Consider the following 19,658-nt stretch of genomic DNA (forward strand, 5'->3'; position numbering starts at 1 on the left):
GAAATGAAAGAGAGAAAAAAATTGCTGGCAATCATACTCGCATCTGTTACATGCCTGGCAGCTATGACGGGATGCGGACAATCACCAGCAGCATCTGCATCTGACACAAATGGTCAGGAAACAGCTAAACAAAATGAAGCATCATCAGATACTGATGCAAAAGAAGATGCTTCAGGTGAAGAAGTTACATTAAACTTCTGGCATCATTATAGCGCACAATCACCTGAAAATGAAACATTAACAACAGTGCTTATACCGAAGTTTGAAGAAGAAAACCCCGGAATAAAAGTAAATGCAGTATCACATGAATGGGCAGATCTTCATGACAAGCTCCTTATAAGTGCAGAGTCAGATACACTTCCGGATGTGGCACGTCTTGACAGTGCATGGATTCCGGAACTTCAGAAAATGGGAATCCTGGTCCCTTTAAACAAGGAAATGAGTGATTACAATGACATCGCCGGAGGTCTTCTTGAGAGTGCCATGTCTACTGCTGAGATAGCCGGTGATAATTACGGACTTGCTCTTAACACAAATACTAAGATCCTGTATTACAATGTAGAGCTTCTTGAAGAGAACGGTATATCCGTTCCAAAGACAATGGACGAGTTTGCGGAAGCCTGCAAGAAGCTTTCAGGAACAAATGCAAATGGTCAGCAGATCTGGGGCTATGATGAGCCGGGGCTTTCAGGGTGGAACCTGTGTCCTTTCATATGGAGTATGGGTGGATCCCTTACAAATGAAGACCAGACCAAGGCAACCGGATATCTTAACAGTAAGGAAACAGTAGCAGCTATAGAGATGTTTGCAGATCTTTATAAAGAGAATGCCATAACCGGATGGAATAGTGGTGACATACCTATGACAGATGGTTTTGGAACCGGCAGATATGCAATGCTTCTTGAAGGTCCCTGGAAAGTCGCTGAGCTGGCAGGTGCTTATCCTGACTTCAAATATGAGACGGCACCGGTTCCAGCAGGTGATGGAGGATCGATATCTGTTCTTGGCGGAGAAGACATTTCTATGTTTAATTCAGCAAATAAGGATGCAGCGTGGAAATTCATGAAGTTTATGACAAGTGAATTTGCACAGGAAGAGATGGCAAAGTGCGGTCAGATTCCTGTAAACAAGGAAGCTCTTGAGTCAGAGACAGTGAAAGCTGCTGATTTTGCACCATATATCGAACAGCTAAAGACCGCTAAATCCCGTCCCACAGTTGCATGCTGGTCAGAGTTTGATTCAGAGCTGGCAGCTGCTGTAACAGATGTGGTAAATGGCGATAAGACTGCGCAGGAAGCTATGGATGAGCTGGCTGAAAAGGTGGACGGCCTTCTTGCTGAATAAAGATTTTAAAATTATTACTGGAGTAGATGATGAAATTTAATGTAAAGAGCAGACTGCAGATACTGTTTTTGCTGTTACCCGGGCTCCTGGTCTTTGGGATATTTACAGTCTATCCCATCATAAGGCTGTTCTGGATGAGTTTCTTCAAATGGGATTTTGGCTCATTCCTTGATCAGGAGTTTATTGGAATTGAGAACTATGTCACAGTGCTTGCTGACGAAAATTTCAGAACGGCATTTGCCAATACTATCGTTTATACGCTGATCACAGTACCGGCACAGATGATGATAGGCTTGTTTGTAGCCATGCTTATCAATTCGGTCAACCATGTAAAGATAGGTTTCCGTGTGGCATATTACCTCCCGGTAATTACATCATGGGTCATTGCATCACTGGTTTTTAAGTATGTATTTAATACAGAAGGTCTGCTCAATTATTTTCTTACAAATGTGGTCCATGTCACCTCACAGAATGTGAGGTGGCTTGATTCAAGATGGGGCGGTATGACAGTGGCAATGCTTCTTGGCATATGGAAGGGTATCGGCTGGAACATGGTTGTATTTCTTGCAGCACTTCAGACAGTACCGCTTGAATTATATGAGAGTGCTTCTCTTGACGGGGCAGGTGCATGGCAGAGATTCATACATATAACACTTCCCGGAATCAGAGGAACTATACTGTTTGCCCTTGTTATGCTTACGATTGGAGGATTCAATGTTTATACATCCACAAAGCTCATAACAGGCGGAAAACCCGGCCATGATACTGAAGTAGTGCTTACATGGATGTACTACAAAGCATTCAGTAACGGTAAATTTGGTTATTCTGCAGCTTTGTCGTTCATTATTGCCATAGTACTTGCGATCCTTGCAGTCTTGCAGTTCAGGCTCATGCAGAATAAGGATGAGGGGTGAAAAGAAGATGTCAAAAAGGAAAATATCCCAGCTGGTGATATATATTCTTCTTATCGCCGGTCTTATGATTGTAATAATGCCAATGATATATATGGTGAGTACATCCATTAAGCCAAATGGAGCACTTTATGAGTATCCGCCTAGGTTTTTTCCTAAGCTTAAAGAGATAACATTTGAAAATTATGCATATATACTTGGACAGAAGAAATTCATAAATAACTTTGGAAACAGCATACTGGTATCAACACTCACTGTAGGGTTATCAGCGATAGTGTCATCAGCACTGGCATTTTGTATTGCAAGGTTTAAGTTTCCCGGAAGGAGTATCCTTTTTGGTTTCATAATCCTTACAATGATAATCCCAGGGACAACGATGATCGTTCCCCAGTATGAACTGGCTGTAAAACTAAAGACCATAAATAGTATATGGGGATTGATACCGTTTTATGTAGCATGGGTAATCCCATATTCAACGTTTATGATAAAGGGATTTGTGGAAAATATTCCAAAAGAGCTGGATGAAGCAACATACATGGATGGCGGAAGTATTCTGGTTGTTTTCATGAATGTCGCAATCCCTCTTGCAAAACCCGGAATAGCTTCCGTATCAATATTCAATTTCCTTACAGCCTGGGAGGAGTTCCCCTGGGCGAACACTGTAATAAACGATGACATGAAGAGAACCCTTCCAATAGCAATCTCCGGGTTCTTTGGACAGCATCAGTTCACTCAGTGGGGATATGTATTTGCATTATCTGTGCTCAGCCTGTTACCGATCTTGGCAGTATTTATTTCATGCCAGAGGTTTTTTGTACAAGGGCTTACAGCCGGAAGCGTAAAAGGATAAGTAGTTATAATCAGTATGTATAGAGCAGTGAGGTATTTTCAAAATATCGCGCTGCTCTTTTTCTGATATGATCGTTTTTAGGCCTGCTTTAGGTAGACTGCTTACAATAATCGCCATAATAGAAAGATAACAGGATCATATTAGCCAAAATGTATCTGCAGCATAATTAAGGCTGGGTATATACTTTTTATAAATGAAAAGAGGTATAAGTCATGGACAAATTCAGACAGTTTCAATATAGATTACAGATGCAGCTCATGCAGATGTTGTATGGAAGAAACGGGGTTGATGCCCTCGCTAAAACATGCAATACAGTAGCAATCATACTGATGGCAATAAACATATTTCTAAATAGCACAATCATATATTTCCTATGGGTAGGTCTTTTTGGATATTCTATCTTCAGGATATTTTCTAAGAACATACCAAAGAGATATGCAGAAAATCAGAAGTTCCTTGAAATGACTGTTCTTCCAAGAAAACGCATGAATCTTGTAAAGATGCAGTGGAGAGACCGTTCCACCAGCAAATATTACATGTGTTCAAAGTGTCATCAGCAGATAAGAGTTCCTAAGGGCAAGGGAAAGATTGAAATCAGATGCCCTAAGTGCTCCAACAGATTCATAAAAAGGACTTGACGCCCCGGATAATTCACCGTTTTTGTTATTTACTTTGCACTACCAAAAGAGGATACGATTATGATGACAGACCCTTATAAGACGCTGGGGGTACAACCCGGAGCATCAGAGGAAGAAATAAAAAAGGCATACAGGAGTCTTGCTAAAAAATACCATCCCGATTTACACCCGGATGATGTCAATGCTTCAGAGAGGATGAACGAGATAAATGCAGCTTACGATATACTCTCAAAGCCGCATAGTACTGATTCCTCGTCAAGATATAGCCAGCGCTATACATACGAGGAGAAAAATCCGTATGGAGAACAGGCAGAATATGTCGATTTCGAGGAGTACAAGAACTGGAGAAACAGACAGCGAGGTTACAATTATACCTATACCTGGAACAGGATGCCTGTATATACATTCAGACCATCTATATTTGGAACAATCCTTAGATGGTTCATCATATTTCAGATATTGTCTTCTATGTTTAGGTTGGCATTTTTCTTCTAATCTTTAAGCGGATTCACCAAAAATATAAATTATGTGGTATTTCTATTTTAGAGGAAGTAATGCTTAGCGATAAGACAGAATGCTTGGGATTTTAAATCAATACTTGCGATATAGGCAAATTAGAAGGCAGGTTTTTGAAATAATAGATATGTATTATGTTCTTGGTAAACCTTATACTACAAGCATGAAGAGGATGTCTTTCCTGGAAATCGGGGAGGCAGGAACTGTAAGTTGAAGAAAGTTATAGATGAGGAGATTAAACATGAATAAGAATTCAAAATTGTTCGCTGTATTAAGCTACATCACATGGGTAGGATTTGTTGTATCTTTTTTGATGAGAGATAAAGAAGATACACTGGTCAGAAGGCATCTTAACCAGGCACTTATTATCAACCTGATCGGAACTGTCGGAACATTCCTTACAAGACTTGGCGGAATCATGGCACTTGGAGGAAATATACTTGGAATTGCATGTCTTGTACTTTCCATCATGGGAATTGTAAGGGCTGCAAGAATGAGTGAGGAACCTCTTCCTTATATTGGAGAATACACTCTTTTCAATTAAGAAGTATTTTACATGGGCGGTGTGCATAGGCATGCCGCTCTTTTCTATTCTTAAGGGAAATGCCTAAGAAACAGGTGATAGAAAATGATGATCTGATGGACATTTTAACATGTGACGTTTTAGGGAGTCTTTTTAGTAGAAAAAGGGTATGTATTATAGATTAATACAGAAAATATTGGATATCAAAATATTAAAACTACAAAATGTATACCTATAAGAGGCAGATTGTTCCCTAAAGCATACGAAGTAGGGCTTGGTTTTGGGGAATGTGCGTTCGATAGAAGAGGCATTTTTATCGTACACATATTAGTGGTACAGTATTATAAGTAAGTATAAGTAAGGAGCACTGCTTGAAACATTAAAAAAATGGAACTATTCTTAAATGCCTTATTCGTCTAAAGGAGCTTGATGGTGAGGTTTTAAGTGGAACCGAAAGATTAATCATTGGTAAATAAGGGAGGTTTACATGTCACATTTTGAAGATGCTCTTCAGATGAATATAAATCTGGACAGGCAGCACGAAATGATAAGAGGAAATGTGCCTGAACTTGATAGGATGCATGATTTTTACAATCAGCAGCGTCTAATAAATTCAATCCAGATGGATCAAAATGAGAGAAATAATATGCAAAATGGCGGATGCAAGCATTTTGGGGCTCGTAATCCGCAGGGAAAATCATATTCATCAGGGTACGGCAGCTTTGATCCGCATAATAACCAGAGTCTCTTTTAAAAAAGTACAAAGATTTTAACAAAGAATTACTACTGCTTTTTTGTTGTAATGACAAGGCAAGCAGTAGTTTATTTGATTTACGGCAGATTTTCAGCAATAATCATAGGTAGATATAGATTAGGAAACGGAGAACAAATATGCTGCATATAGTTATTTTAAATAAAGGCTTTTTCCCAGATAAGCTAAATGGTAAGGATCCTTCTAAAGACAGGGTTGTTGTTATTGCTTCTGAAACAGATTCCATTCCGGTATCCGTTTTTCAGAATGATATTTTTAGAAACATGGAAGTAAAACTCATTCCAGATATAAAGGAACATTCCTCTGCAGAAGAAAAAAATGTACTGCGTATGGCACAGGCTATGCTCATAGGACAGATTACAGCTGAAGAGAAAGAATATGAAATATATTCCGATGATGACATGCTCCTTAAAGCGTTAGCACCTTTTACAGGGAAGAAAGTGGCTGATAAAAAGGCATCTTCAAGAGCATCAAAGAAAAAAGCACCTGTAATGGCAGAAAAGAAAGTGTCTAAAGCAGAGGCTTCGGATAAAAAAGCAGGGAAGAAAAAGAGCCTCGAAGACACGCCCACAAAAATAAGTGATCCGGAGAAGACATCTGAAAAATCATCTGTAAAAAGACCTATGATCTCAAGTAATGCGCTAAAGGCAGAATCCAAAGATACTGGGGCGAAGGAAAAAAGTGAAAACAAAGATGTAAAAAAGACATCTTCCGGAAAGAGTTCTGCCAAGAAATCAGCAGTAAAGCTCCCTACCCAGGCTCAGGTAAAGAAGATCCTCGGAGCGGCAAACAGCGGATATGCAAAAACAGTAATGGAAGTAATTAAGACATCAAACCAGATCACATTTGAGATGAACATGAGGATGAAGCTTGCAGAGGCAGGACTTGGCGGAACGGTATGCCAGGAACTTGCCAAGGCATTAAATGATGAGTTTGGGAAAGCATTACCCACAACATAAAAAATAACTATGAAAAATGAGACATTCATTAAAGAAATATATGAACCGTATAATGAGGCATATGCCCTGCTTAAGATGATCAAGGATTGCGGACATGATAATTATGATGATCTGTGGGCAGAGTTTGCCACAAAGACAGAAGAATTTGTTAAAAAGCATGATACAGATATCGGACATTCAATAGCAAGGATGATAACTGATGTAGCTGACAGTATAGCAGACATAAATGGTGAGGAAAGCTGATTAAAGGGCTAAAAGAAAAGGATGCTTATGAATTGCACAGATTCAAAAAATCAAACAGATAAAGCGTAGGTGATGGATAATGCCATTTCAGATAATCAGGAATGATATTACAAAAGTAAAAGCAGATGCCATAGTGAACACAGCAAACCCGAAGGTTGCTATTGGAAGTGGCGTAGATACTGCTATATATAATGTTGCAGGAAGAGAAAGGCTTTTTGCAGAGCGCAAAAAGATCGGAATAATTGAGCGCGGAGATGTTGCTATTACTCCAGCATTTGATCTTAATGCAAAATATATAATCCATGCCGTTGGATGTTGGTGGGAAGGTGGAGACCAGGGAGAAGCAGAACTTCTTAGGAAGTGCTATGATAAGTCGCTGGCTCTGGCTGCAGAGAAAAAATGCAAATCCATTGCATTCCCTGTCATGGCGACCGGGTGCTACGGCTTTCCTCCTGAAGTTGGCATGGAAATAGCTGTTGATGCATTTACCGGATTCCTTGAAGAGCATGATATGGAGATATTCCTGGTGGTGTTCGACAAGGGAGCAGTCAAAGTTTCAGGAGAACTGGGCGAAGAGGTACGAAGCTTTATAGATGACGAGTATGTCACCTGTGCGTTTGATGATGAGTACGCAGAAAAAGGCTTACCTGAAGGACTTTATGACGATTCTGAGTCTTTGGAATCATTTTCAGAAGAGCCAGATGCCGATACAGTAGGATCTCTTCCAGATACTCTCTGTCCTTCTGACTTAGCGAGAAGGAGAGCGGAAGAAGTACCGGATAGAGAAATCTGTGATGCTCCTCTATATCATGGGATGTTATATGAAGGAGCTCTTTCAAAGAAGAAAAAGAAGGCTCAGAAAACAGATTCTCTGGATGATGTGCTCAAAGATATCTATACAGACTCTTTTGAAAAACATCTCAGACAGCTGATAAACAAGAAGGGACTTAAGAACTCAGAAGTCTATGCTGCTGCAAATATCAACAAGCAGTATTTTTCCAAGCTGTTAAATGGAAAGGTCAAGCCATCAAAAGAAAAGGTTCTGGCGCTGGCTGTAGGGCTTCATCTTAATATGGATGAGACTATAGATTTTCTGGGGCTTGCGGGATATGCTCTGTCGCCTATTTCCCAGACAGACGCAGTTGTAAGGTACTTCATTGAACATGAGAATTACAACGTAATTAAGATAGATATGGTGCTCTTTGATTACGGTCTTGATCCGCTTTCAAAAGAGACAAAATAGTTTTTTTCAAGGTCGCCTCTCGTGCGACCTATTTTTTTCCCCAATAAAGTAACATTACCTTACAAGCTAAACAGCACCACATAATAAGAGTAAAACACGGCTCGCGCGCAGGCCGCTGATACTTAATTCAGGGTATTTTTACTCAAGGAATTAAAGAAAGGTAAGGTAACAGATATGAGTAAGGGATATACTGAAATTGTTTATATACTAGACAGATCAGGTTCCATGAGCGGCCTTGAGGCAGATACTATCGGAGGCTTTAATGCAATGATGGAGAAACAAAAGAAGACCGGAGAAAAGGCAGTTGTTTCAACAGTTCTTTTCGATGATGAATGCGAAGTGATCCATGACAGAGTGCCAATCGAAAAGATTGAGAAGATGACAGACAAGCAGTACTACGTAAGAGGATGCACAGCTCTTCTTGATGCCGTGGGCGGGGCTATACATCACATCGGAAATGTCCACAAATATGCCCGGGAAGAGGACAGACCAGAGAAGACCATTTTTGTCATTACTACGGACGGCATGGAAAATGCCAGCTGCAGATACTCTCGTGAGAAGATTGAAAAAATGGTAAAGAAGCAACAAAAGAAATATGGGTGGGAATTTATCTTTATCGGAGCTAACATTGATGCCTATGCTGAGGCACAGAAGTATGGAATCCGCAGGGACAGAACCGTTAATTATGTAAGCGATGGTATCGGTACGGCAAATGTCTATGGAGGAGTTTCAAAGGCTGTATGTTCAGTTATGATGGCTGAAAGTGCTATGGAAGTAGATGGATGCCTGTCGGAGAGCGGATGGTCTGATGCAATAAATGAAGATTATAAGAGAAGAGGAAAAAAGGCGAGGAGATGATTCTTGCCTGGATCCATAAGAAATGATGTCAATATGTTACAAGGAAGAAAGGGGCAAATATATGGCAGTAAAAGGAGCAGTTTTAGGAGATATCTTAGGTTCGCAGTATGAATTTCACAGGCCAAAGAATCTGGATTGGAAGAATTGTCCTTTGATTTCAGGTCTTCCTATAGGATTTACCGATGACACAGTAATGACTCTTGCAATAAAGAAAGCCCTGACAGAGGGAAAAGATATTGTGGAGACGATGGTTGAAGAGGGAAGAAAATACCCTGATTGTGGCTACGGTGAAACATTCTACGGCTGGATCATGGGTAAAGATCATAGTCCCTATAACAGCTGGGGCAATGGCTCTGCTATGAGAACAGCCTATATTGGTGAGGCTTTTGATGATCTTGAAATGATGCAGAAGAAGGCTATGGAGGTGGCAGCCGTATCGCACAATCATCCTGAAGGGATAAAAGGAGCAGTTGTGACGTCAACATGTATCTGGATGGCACGTCATGATAAATCCAGGCAGGAGATTTATGAATATGTCCTTGAGCAGTATCCGAATTTTAAGTACAGCATTGGCTACAGCCTCGATGAAATGAGACCGCGCTACAAGTGGGATGTCAGCAGCCAGGGATCAGTTCCTGCAGCCATGAGGTGTTTTTACGAGAGTACAGATTATGAGTCTTTTATCAGGAATATCTATAGTCTGCCCTGTGATAGTGATACATTCGGAGCAATTGCCGGTGGTGTAGCGGAGGAGTTCTATCATGGATTTGGTAACGTGGATGCGGAAAAGATATTGAAGGAATATCTGACAGAGGAACTACTGGAGATTCTTGAATTGTAATAAGGGGATATCTCACAGAATGGACGTTCGACAGATAAGGCATAGTTATGGGACAGCATATTCTGTAATCTATATACAAGTAGTAAGTCAGTAATGAAATCCTGTGAATTGAGAGGAGATTTCTTATGAAGTATGCAGTAGTAGATTTAGAGATGTGTGTTGTTCCAAAGGGATATAGGAAAAACAGATTTAAATATCGGAATGAAACAATTCAGATTGGCGCTGTCCTGCTTAATGAGAACTATGAAGTTGTAGACGAGTTCAACTCATATGTTAAACCGGAATATGGCTGCATAGACAGCTTTATCGAGAATCTCACTGGAATAACAGAAAAAGACGTGGCAAAAGGTCCTGCTTTTGAAGAAGCGCTGGAATCATTTTTAGACTGGTTGCCGGCAGATGATGTCAGATGTGTATCGTGGAGCGATTCAGATCCAATGCAGATTATCCATGAAGCGTCAGAAAAAGGTATAGCTGATGACCGTTTGGAGATTGTTTTTGCTAATTGGATTGACTGTCAGAAGACATTTTCGCGAAAAATGGATCAGAAACGCGCATATAGCCTGGAAGAGGCACTTTTCATATCAAATATTGCACCCGAGGGAAGCGCTCATGATGGTCTGGTTGATGCTGCCAATACTGCGGTACTTTTTACAAAGCTTGAGACAGATCCTGATTACAGGCTCAATGAGTTCTATGAAACGGCAAGGAAAGAAGAAGTCGACCACCTGAGCTTTTCATTGGGAGATCTGTTTGCAGGGATAGCGATTGCTTAACAAAAGTAGAATGTAAGTTTTTGTGTATATAAAGATAATATAGCAGATGAATGTAAGGAGGCTTAAAGAAAATGAGAAGAAAAATGTTTTTAATGCTGGTAATTACAATGATCACTACATCAGTTTTGGGATGTGGCTCGGGGGAGGCACAGACAAAAGCACCTTCAGAAACGACCTCTGTAGAAGAGACTGCTGCAGATCCTGCAAAGGAAGAAGAGGCTATAGAAGAACCACTTGATCTTACCGGCCTATGGATCCAGGAGGATAAGGCGGAATCCTATATGGCAGCAACAATACAAGAGGATGGACGCATTGGTGTTTTTTGGGTACTTGAAGGCGATGAGACACCATATACTTATTGGGTTGGTACATATGATGCCCCAACAGAAGCAACAGATAAGTATGAGTGGACGTCGCAGAGCACTTATGGTGGAAACGGCATTTTAGCATCAAGTGATGATTCAAAGAAATTCACATATGCTAATGACAGGCTTACTTATACAGTTACAATTCAGGGAGAAAGCAAAGAGGCAGTCCTTGTAAGGGGTGACTGGGATGTTTCAGCAATACCGGATAACGCATTTGGTTCTGTGAAAATGGAAACCTCTGACTTTAAAGAGCTGGAAATCAAGGACTCCGGCTGGTTTGTAAATAAAAACGGCTATCTGTACTATTATGTGACTCTTTATAATCCCAACGAAGATATTGCTGTTGAATTTCCTAGCTTTAGAGTAACTGCAAGAGATGAGAATAATGCACTTATTGATACAACAGATCAGACTTTAAGTATGATCTATCCCGGAGAGGAATTTACATATGGAAGCCAGGCTTTTTCTGTAGAGGAAGCAGCTCCAAGTACTGTAGACTTTGAGACTCTGGAAGTTGAAGAATATAATCTCAAAAATGCTGGTTCATTAGATGAATTTAAACAGCTTACAGTAGAAAATACAGCCGTAAGAGGTGATAAGATTGTCGGAGAAATCAAGAATTCAAATGATTATTCTATAGATTCAGTATATGTACTTGCTATTTGCAGAGATTCCAATAATGAAGTGGCAGCAATAGAGTTTACATTTGTCGATGATGTTGCAGCTAATGGGAATACTCCTTTTTCAATCTCATCTTATTCTGATGCTGAGATTGAAAGTGCAGAATTCTACGCGTATCCTTGGTGATTATGCCGGCCAGGTGGAAGAAGTTTTCTACCTGGCTTTTTAATTTAAAGTTTAGATATGTGCAAATGAAGCGATGGTAAAATATAGTTATGGAAAAAAATAAAAGGGAAAGTACATATATTCAGAAATGAAAAAACGCAAAACTTATTTTTACAGAAGCAGAAAAAGAAATTATAACCTGGACCTAAGAAAGGTGGCTGATGTTTTTCCGAAAGAAGTCTTTGACAGTTATTTTGAAAATGACCATATTACTGTTTCGTTTGCCGTTTATAGTGAACTATTGGAGGTTTTGAGGACCAAAAAAATCTATGTTGACCTTCGAAACGAGTATGGCAAGACAGAAAAACAGGAGCTATCAGGAGCTCGTATCGAATTTTTCTGCAGGGATTTTCAGAAGAAAATGAACCAGACATCGCTTTTACAGTTAATGCCGGATATTGGAGATGTAATCATAGATGTTCTTTGGGAATCAGAAGATGCTGATGTTCTTAACTTTCTCTCTGACGGAAGAAAAAAGGCTGTTTCAAAAGTTATAGTGAAGTATCTTCGCGAATCTGGGCATATAAAGGATATAGTGGCATTCATTAAGGAGAATGCTACAGAACATGTTGTCTTTGAACAGCTGATGAAAAATCCCCGATACAGGCGTGCAGCAAAGCGCTATGAAAAGAACATGGAGGCCAAGAAGCTCCTATTTGAAAATATTGAAAACTCCACACCGAATGATTACACTGAACTGTTCCCTTTGGCAAGGGAGATAAAGAGAAGATTTATTCTGCATCTTGGGCCAACAAACTCAGGCAAAACTTATCAGGCGATGGAGGACTTAAAGAGTGCTGATAATGGCATATATCTCGCACCGTTAAGGCTTCTTGCCTATGAGCAGTATGAAAGGATGAACAGAGAAGGTGTTCCCTGCTCAATGATTACAGGGGAAGAGAGGATACTGATGCCCGGATCATTTCATCAGTCATCCACAATAGAGATGCTTGATCTTGAAGAGGAATGGGACATAGCGGTCATAGATGAAGCACAGATGGCTGCTGACAGACAAAGAGGCGGATACTGGACTTCTGCAATCCTTGGGGTAAGAGCTAAGACCGTGCATGTATGTGCATCGCAGGATGCGGAGGCTCTTCTGACCAGGATGATCAAATCGTGTGGGGATACCTATGAAATACAGTATCATGACAGAAAGACACCTCTTGTGATGGATGAGAGTGCCAGGGATTTTGATTTTCCAGCTGATGTCAAAAAAGGAGATGCCCTTATTGTTTTTTCAAGAAGAGATGTACACAGCGTTGCGGCAGAACTGCAGCAGCATGACATAAAGTGCAGCATAATATATGGTTCACTCCCCTACGATGTGAGGCACAGGGAAGCCAGGAAATTTGCAGACGGTGACACGGATGTGGTTGTAGCTACTGATGCCATAGGCATGGGTATGAACCTTCCTATAAGAAGGATTGTATTCTTACAGACCATTAAATTTGACGGAATCGACGAAAGACCGCTTAATTCCTCAGAAGTTAAGCAGATAGCAGGAAGAGCCGGAAGATATGGAATATACGACACAGGTTATGTGACATCCTACTATGACTATGAAACCATAGAGGGGCTTTTGTTTAGCAGGCTTATTCCCTTAAGACAGGTCATGATAAATATCCCGGAGGATTTCCTTCACAAGGATGGAAGAGTATCAGAAATACTTGAAACCTGGAATAAGATACCTGCTGAAAAGTATTACAATAAAGGTGATATTTCAGAAAAGATAACGGTTGCAAGGGCACTTGAAAAAATAAGGGATAACAGGAAGCTTATAAGGAAATATATAAGAATTCCAATCGATGATGGTAATAAAGATACTTTCAGAGTATATCTTGATTTCTATGGCATCCTTGTTAATGGCGGATATCCTGATTTAGACAGGACTATGGCAGAGTATTCAGAAAAAAATGTCGGTGAAGAAGATAAGAATGCACTTCTTATGCTCGAGACATCAAGTGCCGTGTATGATTTTCTATATTCGTTTACCAGGATTTTTGGAAGTGAGGATGACCTTGATAAGATACTTGACGGAAAAAGAGAAATCTCAGAGAAAATATTCAGGATCCTTGATAAGCAGGAGCTTAACCTTAGAAGCTGCGCATATTGCGGAAAGAAGCTTAACTGGTCTTACAAGTACAACATGTGTCAGGAATGTTTCAGGAAAAGAAGGTATATGAGAAGACCGGGGCATTAAAATCTAAACATTGATGTTTAAGGAGGGGTAGTCATGGCAGTTTACAGATGCAGAGTATGTGGATACATATTTGATGAGGAAAAGGAAGGAAAGAGTATAAGGGACATAGATGTCTGTCCAAGGTGTAAGCAGCCGGATGACCGCTTTGAGCTTGTAGATGATGAACCCAAAAGTGATGATACGAAAAAATAAGAATAAGATGAGAAGTATCACGTAATGGGAAGGTACAAGGGGGAAGAATAAAGTATGAAATGCATAATTGTTTACTATTCCTTAGAGGGAAACACGGAATACATTGCGAATAAACTTGCTGAAGTAACAGGAGCAGATAAGCTGAGGCTTATTCCAAAGAAGGAATTTCCCAAAAGCGGATTTAGCAAGTTTTTCTGGGGAGGGAAATCTGCAGTTATGGCTGAAAAGCCAGATTTGGAACAGTATGATTTTGATTCTGATTATGATGAGATCATAATAGGTTTTCCTGTATGGGCTGGAAATATCACACCGCCAATAAGGACATTTGTTGCGGATAACCTTGAAAAGCTCAAAGGCAAAAAGATATCTGCATTTGCCTGCCAGAGCGGAGCAGGAGCAGAGAAGGCATTTGAGAAACTCAAAAGTGTTCTTGGCATAGATACTCTTAATGAAACAGCCATCTTCATAGACCCGAAGGATAAGCCCTCAGAGCAGAATGATCTGACTTTGGAAATATTTAGTAAGAAGATAATGAGGCAATGATGAACAGAAATAAGTACACAAACATAATTGTATGCTATGGGGATGCTGACAGGGATATCCTGACAAAGCAGATAAAGATGTACAGGGAAAGATATCATTCGAAGGTTGTCATGATAATAGAGTCTGAAAATGATATAAGCTGGCTGAATGAGCACAGTGAGATGTTTGAAGAAACCATGGACAGAGCAGACGGAGTAAGTTTTTTGGACGATGTCGTAAACTACTGCAAAATGCATCACTTTGCAGAAAGAGAGACATTAATTATGGCAGAGATCAGCGACACTGAGACTTTGACAGGACTTGGATTTGAAGTAAAAAGCCCCGGTGCCATGGCAGAGTCCTACAAAAAGGCACTTGAGATGCTTGGAAATATGATAAAGCCGAGGATATAAATCATGTGGAAGATAAAACAGATTTTTGATGGTGATTACGGATGTGAAGAATTAAAGCCAGGGGAAGATCCCAAGCTCTCTGTAACGCTTATATCAGATGATGGAAAAGAAAAATATGTCCAAGCTACAGATAAATGGCTTACGGAAAAAGGGCTTGATGTTGGTTCTGTCTGGCCTGAAGAATAAAGAATCAAAATCTTTGGTATAGAAGGGGTAAATATGGGAAGAATCAGCAAAGCTATCGAAAAGAAAAAGAAAGAACTCATGTGGCTTAAGATAAAGCATGGCATAGAAATTGGTGCCATAGTTTTGGCACCTGTTATCATAGGTATAATTATCCACATCATTAAAAAGAAGACTAAAAAGCGTGTAAAGAATAAGATTAAGGAGAACATCAGAAGTCATGCTTCAAAAAAGCAGGAGAATGATGAGAAACTTGAACTTTTCGATGACACTATTGATTGACTGAAGAGATGAGTTTTGTTATTTAGGAAGGATGGATAATGAATGTCAAGAAGCCTGAAGGATATGATTTTCCCCTCAACCTATACAGGACGCTGTGTTTTGAGCTTGATAATGATGTACGTCTTCCGGAAGAAATGAACCTAGATGAAAGAAAAGGCTTAAAATATCTCATAGAATCCATGAGGAATGATGAGTACAAAATAGTATTTTTGGAAGCTTACAAGTTCAAAAAGACTAACCCAGAGATTGCAAAGAAATATGGTTTTGATACAAGCCGCGTAAGGGCAATGAATAATGAAACGATTAGAAGGCTTTGCGGATCTTATTGTATCAGGCTTATATATGGATATGAAAAGTTCATCGCTGAGACCAGCCTGGAAGATACTTTCATGTCAAAGAGGGCTATAAAGCTCCTTAATGATAACGGATTATACTCTCTCTCAGATATCAGAGACAGGGGACAGGCATATATAAGGAAGATACCGACACTCGGGAAGGCTGTCTATGAAGAGATAATATCAAAGACCTGGTATCTATGGGAAATAAATGAGACGCTTCCTTTAAGTAAGTGCCAGAAAGAAAAAGTCCGTACTGCTCTTAAGAATAAGGGGTGGAACAACTGGGACATCAATGATTTTATTGAGTATGTTGAAGAGGGAGTCATAGCAGAATAGAAAATGAAGTATAAAGGAGAGCTGAAGTGATAAAAAGAAGATTACCTTTGATGCTCATGGGAGCTGCCATATTGTTGTCAGGCTGCTCTAATACACCTGCAGAAAATACTACTGAAACCAAGACAGAAGAAGTCATAGAAGAAAATAAAGATAATACCAAGGACGCGGCAGAAAACACTTCCGGCGAAGCGGAGAAAGAGGAAATTCCTGCACAAGAAGAAAGCAAAGAAGAAAACACAGCTGATCCGGAGCCTTCTGAAGATGCGCTGTCTGGTCCTGAAACCGAAACAGAGGAAGCAGATACTGAACCTACAGAAGATAATAGCGCTTCTGAAACGGTCATAGGCATTGGAGGACCGGAAGAAGGAAAGTATGACCGCACTTACCTTTATGAGGAAAACGGTGTTTATGTCTACAGATTATCAGACCCTGCATTTATCCAAAAGTATGATGAACTTTATGAAGGAGCTTTTGACAAGATCGTTGAATCCTATGAAGAAGTGATGCAGTGGCAGAACCAGAGCTTTAATGCAAATGGGAAATATACTGTAAGCGGCCTAGTCCTTAAAGATAAGAGTGATACCTCTGTCATGAATACCGGATCATATTATGAGATGGACTATAACTTCAACCTCGACAATGTAGGCTATACTTACGCTGACCTTAACAGCGACGGTGATTTCGAAATCATCTTCGGAGTAGTAAGTGATGCTGATGCAGACTGGATTCCTGAAGACTACTTTGAAAGGGCATATGCTCTTATGGATGGTAAGGTTATACAAATTTGTGATGGCGGAAGCAGGGATCTCCATTGGCTTGGATCAGATGGATATATCTATGAAACAGGAAGTGGTGGCGCTGCTTATAGTGGAACAGAAAGACTACACTATGATCCTTCGAATATCGAGATACTAGAAGAATATGGATGGGGAGACTATGGCTTTATTTCCGATGAATTTCTTGGATATTGGGAAAGACCTGTGCATATAAAAGAGCCATACACTGACATTGATGAAGCTGCACGCCTTCCTGAGAGCCAGATCTCTGATGAAGAGTGGAACAAATTAAATGAAGAATGGGATTCAAGGCAGATCAAGATAGAGTGGCTTAGATTCTCGGATTACATGAAAAAGAAAACCATTGGGTAAATAATAAAATACCTAAAAGGAGCAATTTTGAAGTTATCGATATGAACTCATAAGTACTGAAATGATAACTAGACAACTGAAAAAATTGCTTATGGAAAAACCAACCATAAAAATGTATATCATTTATCTATTGGTCAGGGGTCAATACCACATAAAATTCTGATGCTAATTATTTTGCATTTTTTTCGAAATAAACGTATTTTTCCCGCAGAATAGAGAGTATATCTGTAATCAGATTTGTATTATACTTTTATTGTCATATTAGAAGTATATGCAAATCTGATTTTTAAGCTAAGGGTGAAAAAAGTTTTAACAAGTATTCATATTGAATTTTGTGTTTGATTTTCAAGATGAGTCTGTTAGTGGGGGAATGACATGAAAACTATTACTCTCGAGCAATTTCTAAGTTTTATTGATGACAATATTACTTCCGATGAAGATCAAAAGAAGGTTGTCCTTCGTTATTTGCTTACAGAATTCAAAGGAACAGATGGCGAGTTTATCAAAACAGATGTTGAGCCAGTTCTTATTCTGGAGCAATGTGATAATCTATTTGTTCCCAATATTAATGTATATATAAACATAAAGAAAACCACAATATTTCTCATTGCATGCCTGTGTGATATTTTCTACACAAAGGGAGTTGCCGTTGGAATTGGAACGATAACCGGAAATATAGAAAAATCAATTCACTTTATTAAGCCTGAGGACTGTTGTGTTTTCAGCAGGGTACTATATTATGACAAGTATTTTGAAGGTGCAACCATAGATACGTTAGAAAACGAATTTGATGGTTTATGTAATAGTGTTTCGTGTAAGAGATGTCCTCACCGGGTCGAGGAATGCAATTGCGAGTTGGATAGAGCTAAAATCAAGTTGTGTCTAAATGATCTTATTCTATCCAAAACGATTAGTCCTGATACAGAGAATAAATTCCGTCTTAACTAAATAATGGGGGTAATTAGTCATGACACCAAAAGAATATTTTGTAAACAATTTTGAAAATGCAATCATGGAGATTCCAGAAGAATACTTAGCAAAGCTTATGAAGCTGTCTTCATATGACCTTCATGTGATGGAGGCAATGCAGACTAATTTCCCGTACAGTAATGATTACTCTTTTAATATGTTAATTGAAAGCTTGAAGGAAAAATCGGTCTACAAAATAGATGATTCTATTTATGTCGGCAAAGTTAAAAATCCTATGCCAAATTGTTATACGGTTAACAATGAAAACATTAGCGGAAGTCTAATATGCTATACCACAGGAATGAGTGAAAATGTGAATCTCTTTGCACAGACATTGGTAGCTATTTTTCTGGGAGAAACACTGGGTTTAGATAGGAATGTTGTACTAATGTATGTGGATCTTTTGCTCTTTGAGATAGAAAGACGTATTCACTATGAATATGGAGGAAAAATTTTCACTAATACATATGTGGATTTAGCTATGGAATTACTAAGAAATGATAATATTTATGCCATCTTGTTAAAGGGCAGTAGTTGTTCAACAGTAATGGATTCTGTTTTGATTTTACATGAATATGCGCACTATGTGATGGGTACTTCCATTAGGGGCACCAATTTAGAGGTTAAGAAACTTTCTATCGGCGCAGTAAGTATCTATTGTAAACTTTGTCAGGAACATACAGAGATGGTTACTCTTCCTAAAGATGAAATTATTGCTGATATTATGGCACTTCTGCTGTTGACCAACGGATATGATTTAAATGTAATGGAAATTATGAGTGTATTTATTGCATTCCTTCAGTTAAGTGGGATGTCTTTAAATGATGAGTATACAAATAAACATAGATTGAAAGTCATCCATTACTTTTTTAAGGACAGCAGTGAATATAAGGAGTACAGGAATGAGATTGAATATGCCATAAGAGTATTTACAGAAATAATTGATAGTGCTAGTGCTGAAATGTATGACGAAGATAAATTGACACAAGGTTTTATTACCGTCATTAAAAGCATTATCGATGAGTCTTCATTACCAGTTGCTGAAAAATATAGGCTAATCAATGATTATGTAGAAAAAGATACTACATCAATTTTGAAATGTGCTTTGGAAGAAAGTCAGTTGGAAAGTGTAGATTCATCTGAATTTGAAGTGTTTTGATGCGGAGCATAGGAAAGAGAACAGATTGTTCTTAGATTTGGATCCCGAGGCATATACCAGCCACCCGTAAGGGCATGCCCTTTATAGGTTCTAAAAGAAGCGCCACAATCAGGCAAAAGACGGTGATAAGAAGAGCAGATTGTTCTTTAGTTTCTCACCGTCGGCATGGCCAGACAGCGCTTCTTTTTGGTTCTGTAAAGGGTGGCGGACTTATCTCAACATCCC

The 19,658-nt window shown here is 39.3% G+C and carries 24 protein-coding genes; all 24 read left to right on the forward strand.

The features are described from left to right. Positions 1-3: 3 nt before the first annotated feature. The 24 genes from BMW61_RS16850 to BMW61_RS16960 all read left to right on the forward strand — a co-directional run bounded on the left by BMW61_RS16850 (position 4) and on the right by BMW61_RS16960 (position 19,433). The gene (locus BMW61_RS16850) at positions 4-1,344 is read left to right on the forward strand and encodes an extracellular solute-binding protein (RefSeq protein WP_091824268.1); all 1,341 of its coding nucleotides are present in this window, start codon (positions 4-6) and stop codon (positions 1,342-1,344) included. 29 nt (positions 1,345-1,373) lie between these two features. Next, positions 1,374-2,258: a carbohydrate ABC transporter permease gene (locus BMW61_RS16855; protein WP_091824271.1), complete on the forward strand. Its 885-nt coding sequence runs from the start codon at positions 1,374-1,376 to the stop codon at positions 2,256-2,258. 7 nt (positions 2,259-2,265) lie between these two features. Continuing rightward, positions 2,266-3,105 carry a carbohydrate ABC transporter permease gene (locus BMW61_RS16860; RefSeq protein ID WP_242876784.1) on the forward strand — a complete coding sequence of 280 codons (840 nt, stop codon included), beginning with the start codon at positions 2,266-2,268 and terminating at the stop codon, positions 3,103-3,105. A gap of 212 nt (positions 3,106-3,317) precedes the next feature. Beyond that, positions 3,318-3,743, forward strand: coding sequence for a hypothetical protein (locus BMW61_RS16865; RefSeq protein ID WP_242876785.1), 426 nt, complete (start codon positions 3,318-3,320; stop codon positions 3,741-3,743). 60 nt (positions 3,744-3,803) lie between these two features. Beyond that, positions 3,804-4,238 carry a J domain-containing protein gene (locus BMW61_RS16870; protein ID WP_175475273.1) on the forward strand — a complete coding sequence of 145 codons (435 nt, stop codon included), beginning with the start codon at positions 3,804-3,806 and terminating at the stop codon, positions 4,236-4,238. A gap of 262 nt (positions 4,239-4,500) precedes the next feature. Further along, complete coding sequence (locus tag BMW61_RS16875; protein ID WP_091824279.1) at positions 4,501-4,803, forward strand: DUF4870 domain-containing protein; 303 nt, start codon at positions 4,501-4,503, stop codon at positions 4,801-4,803. Between the two features lie 466 nt (positions 4,804-5,269). Continuing rightward, positions 5,270-5,536, forward strand: coding sequence for a hypothetical protein (locus BMW61_RS16880; RefSeq protein ID WP_091824282.1), 267 nt, complete (start codon positions 5,270-5,272; stop codon positions 5,534-5,536). 137 nt (positions 5,537-5,673) lie between these two features. Then, a complete protein-coding gene (locus BMW61_RS16885) occupies positions 5,674-6,513 on the forward strand; it encodes a hypothetical protein (protein ID WP_091824285.1) in 840 nt (279 codons plus the stop codon). Positions 6,514-6,522: 9 nt separating this feature from the next. Continuing rightward, complete coding sequence (locus tag BMW61_RS16890; RefSeq protein ID WP_091824288.1) at positions 6,523-6,756, forward strand: hypothetical protein; 234 nt, start codon at positions 6,523-6,525, stop codon at positions 6,754-6,756. A 79-nt stretch (positions 6,757-6,835) separates the two neighbouring features. Next, the gene (locus BMW61_RS16895; protein WP_091824291.1) at positions 6,836-7,999 is read left to right on the forward strand and encodes a macro domain-containing protein; all 1,164 of its coding nucleotides are present in this window, start codon (positions 6,836-6,838) and stop codon (positions 7,997-7,999) included. A 174-nt stretch (positions 8,000-8,173) separates the two neighbouring features. Further along, the gene (locus BMW61_RS16900) at positions 8,174-8,857 is read left to right on the forward strand and encodes a vWA domain-containing protein (protein ID WP_091824294.1); all 684 of its coding nucleotides are present in this window, start codon (positions 8,174-8,176) and stop codon (positions 8,855-8,857) included. 61 nt (positions 8,858-8,918) lie between these two features. Next, entirely contained in the window at positions 8,919-9,698 is a 780-nt protein-coding gene (locus tag BMW61_RS16905; RefSeq protein ID WP_175475274.1) for an ADP-ribosylglycohydrolase family protein, read from the forward strand. A gap of 125 nt (positions 9,699-9,823) precedes the next feature. Beyond that, positions 9,824-10,474 carry a 3'-5' exonuclease gene (locus tag BMW61_RS16910; protein ID WP_091824300.1) on the forward strand — a complete coding sequence of 217 codons (651 nt, stop codon included), beginning with the start codon at positions 9,824-9,826 and terminating at the stop codon, positions 10,472-10,474. Between the two features lie 71 nt (positions 10,475-10,545). Then, the gene (locus tag BMW61_RS16915; RefSeq protein WP_091824303.1) at positions 10,546-11,649 is read left to right on the forward strand and encodes a hypothetical protein; all 1,104 of its coding nucleotides are present in this window, start codon (positions 10,546-10,548) and stop codon (positions 11,647-11,649) included. A 289-nt stretch (positions 11,650-11,938) separates the two neighbouring features. Beyond that, on the forward strand, positions 11,939-13,891 hold the full coding sequence (locus BMW61_RS16920; protein WP_242876786.1) for a helicase-related protein: 1,953 nt from the start codon (positions 11,939-11,941) through the stop codon (positions 13,889-13,891). Positions 13,892-13,924: 33 nt separating this feature from the next. Continuing rightward, complete coding sequence (locus BMW61_RS22115) at positions 13,925-14,083, forward strand: rubredoxin-like domain-containing protein (protein ID WP_175475275.1); 159 nt, start codon at positions 13,925-13,927, stop codon at positions 14,081-14,083. A 54-nt stretch (positions 14,084-14,137) separates the two neighbouring features. Then, complete coding sequence (locus tag BMW61_RS16925) at positions 14,138-14,626, forward strand: flavodoxin family protein (protein ID WP_091824307.1); 489 nt, start codon at positions 14,138-14,140, stop codon at positions 14,624-14,626. Next, entirely contained in the window at positions 14,623-15,018 is a 396-nt protein-coding gene (locus tag BMW61_RS16930) for a hypothetical protein (RefSeq protein ID WP_139176402.1), read from the forward strand. Before BMW61_RS16925 ends, BMW61_RS16930 begins: the two co-directional genes overlap by 4 nt. 3 nt (positions 15,019-15,021) lie before the next feature. Further along, positions 15,022-15,204 carry a hypothetical protein gene (locus tag BMW61_RS16935; RefSeq protein ID WP_091824313.1) on the forward strand — a complete coding sequence of 61 codons (183 nt, stop codon included), beginning with the start codon at positions 15,022-15,024 and terminating at the stop codon, positions 15,202-15,204. 33 nt (positions 15,205-15,237) lie between these two features. After that, the gene (locus BMW61_RS16940; RefSeq protein ID WP_091824316.1) at positions 15,238-15,483 is read left to right on the forward strand and encodes a hypothetical protein; all 246 of its coding nucleotides are present in this window, start codon (positions 15,238-15,240) and stop codon (positions 15,481-15,483) included. A gap of 38 nt (positions 15,484-15,521) precedes the next feature. Next, complete coding sequence (locus tag BMW61_RS16945; protein WP_091824319.1) at positions 15,522-16,157, forward strand: hypothetical protein; 636 nt, start codon at positions 15,522-15,524, stop codon at positions 16,155-16,157. 26 nt (positions 16,158-16,183) lie between these two features. Then, the gene (locus tag BMW61_RS16950) at positions 16,184-17,305 is read left to right on the forward strand and encodes a hypothetical protein (RefSeq protein WP_139176405.1); all 1,122 of its coding nucleotides are present in this window, start codon (positions 16,184-16,186) and stop codon (positions 17,303-17,305) included. A gap of 375 nt (positions 17,306-17,680) precedes the next feature. Beyond that, positions 17,681-18,253 carry a hypothetical protein gene (locus BMW61_RS16955; RefSeq protein WP_091824324.1) on the forward strand — a complete coding sequence of 191 codons (573 nt, stop codon included), beginning with the start codon at positions 17,681-17,683 and terminating at the stop codon, positions 18,251-18,253. 19 nt (positions 18,254-18,272) lie between these two features. Beyond that, positions 18,273-19,433: a hypothetical protein gene (locus BMW61_RS16960; RefSeq protein ID WP_091824327.1), complete on the forward strand. Its 1,161-nt coding sequence runs from the start codon at positions 18,273-18,275 to the stop codon at positions 19,431-19,433. Positions 19,434-19,658 lie beyond the last annotated feature (225 nt).

This window comes from Butyrivibrio sp. ob235 (assembly GCF_900109475.1).
Taxonomy (GTDB): domain Bacteria; phylum Bacillota; class Clostridia; order Lachnospirales; family Lachnospiraceae; genus Butyrivibrio.

Excerpts from the sequence above, each read along its gene's own strand:
- BMW61_RS16850 (WP_091824268.1), top strand. The coding sequence starts at position 4 with ATGAAAGAGAGAAAAAAATTGCTGGCAATCATACTCGCATCTGTTACA.
- BMW61_RS16855 (WP_091824271.1), top strand. The coding sequence starts at position 1,374 with ATGAAATTTAATGTAAAGAGCAGACTGCAGATACTGTTTTTGCTGTTA.
- BMW61_RS16860 (WP_242876784.1), top strand. The coding sequence starts at position 2,266 with ATGTCAAAAAGGAAAATATCCCAGCTGGTGATATATATTCTTCTTATC.
- BMW61_RS16865 (WP_242876785.1), top strand. The coding sequence starts at position 3,318 with ATGGACAAATTCAGACAGTTTCAATATAGATTACAGATGCAGCTCATG.
- BMW61_RS16870 (WP_175475273.1), top strand. The coding sequence starts at position 3,804 with ATGATGACAGACCCTTATAAGACGCTGGGGGTACAACCCGGAGCATCA.
- BMW61_RS16875 (WP_091824279.1), top strand. The coding sequence starts at position 4,501 with ATGAATAAGAATTCAAAATTGTTCGCTGTATTAAGCTACATCACATGG.
- BMW61_RS16880 (WP_091824282.1), top strand. The coding sequence starts at position 5,270 with ATGTCACATTTTGAAGATGCTCTTCAGATGAATATAAATCTGGACAGG.
- BMW61_RS16885 (WP_091824285.1), top strand. The coding sequence starts at position 5,674 with ATGCTGCATATAGTTATTTTAAATAAAGGCTTTTTCCCAGATAAGCTA.
- BMW61_RS16890 (WP_091824288.1), top strand. The coding sequence starts at position 6,523 with ATGAAAAATGAGACATTCATTAAAGAAATATATGAACCGTATAATGAG.
- BMW61_RS16895 (WP_091824291.1), top strand. The coding sequence starts at position 6,836 with ATGCCATTTCAGATAATCAGGAATGATATTACAAAAGTAAAAGCAGAT.
- BMW61_RS16900 (WP_091824294.1), top strand. The coding sequence starts at position 8,174 with ATGAGTAAGGGATATACTGAAATTGTTTATATACTAGACAGATCAGGT.
- BMW61_RS16905 (WP_175475274.1), top strand. The coding sequence starts at position 8,919 with ATGGCAGTAAAAGGAGCAGTTTTAGGAGATATCTTAGGTTCGCAGTAT.
- BMW61_RS16910 (WP_091824300.1), top strand. The coding sequence starts at position 9,824 with ATGAAGTATGCAGTAGTAGATTTAGAGATGTGTGTTGTTCCAAAGGGA.
- BMW61_RS16915 (WP_091824303.1), top strand. The coding sequence starts at position 10,546 with ATGAGAAGAAAAATGTTTTTAATGCTGGTAATTACAATGATCACTACA.
- BMW61_RS22115 (WP_175475275.1), top strand. The coding sequence starts at position 13,925 with ATGGCAGTTTACAGATGCAGAGTATGTGGATACATATTTGATGAGGAA.
- BMW61_RS16925 (WP_091824307.1), top strand. The coding sequence starts at position 14,138 with ATGAAATGCATAATTGTTTACTATTCCTTAGAGGGAAACACGGAATAC.
- BMW61_RS16930 (WP_139176402.1), top strand. The coding sequence starts at position 14,623 with ATGATGAACAGAAATAAGTACACAAACATAATTGTATGCTATGGGGAT.
- BMW61_RS16935 (WP_091824313.1), top strand. The coding sequence starts at position 15,022 with ATGTGGAAGATAAAACAGATTTTTGATGGTGATTACGGATGTGAAGAA.
- BMW61_RS16940 (WP_091824316.1), top strand. The coding sequence starts at position 15,238 with ATGGGAAGAATCAGCAAAGCTATCGAAAAGAAAAAGAAAGAACTCATG.
- BMW61_RS16945 (WP_091824319.1), top strand. The coding sequence starts at position 15,522 with ATGAATGTCAAGAAGCCTGAAGGATATGATTTTCCCCTCAACCTATAC.
- BMW61_RS16955 (WP_091824324.1), top strand. The coding sequence starts at position 17,681 with ATGAAAACTATTACTCTCGAGCAATTTCTAAGTTTTATTGATGACAAT.
- BMW61_RS16960 (WP_091824327.1), top strand. The coding sequence starts at position 18,273 with ATGACACCAAAAGAATATTTTGTAAACAATTTTGAAAATGCAATCATG.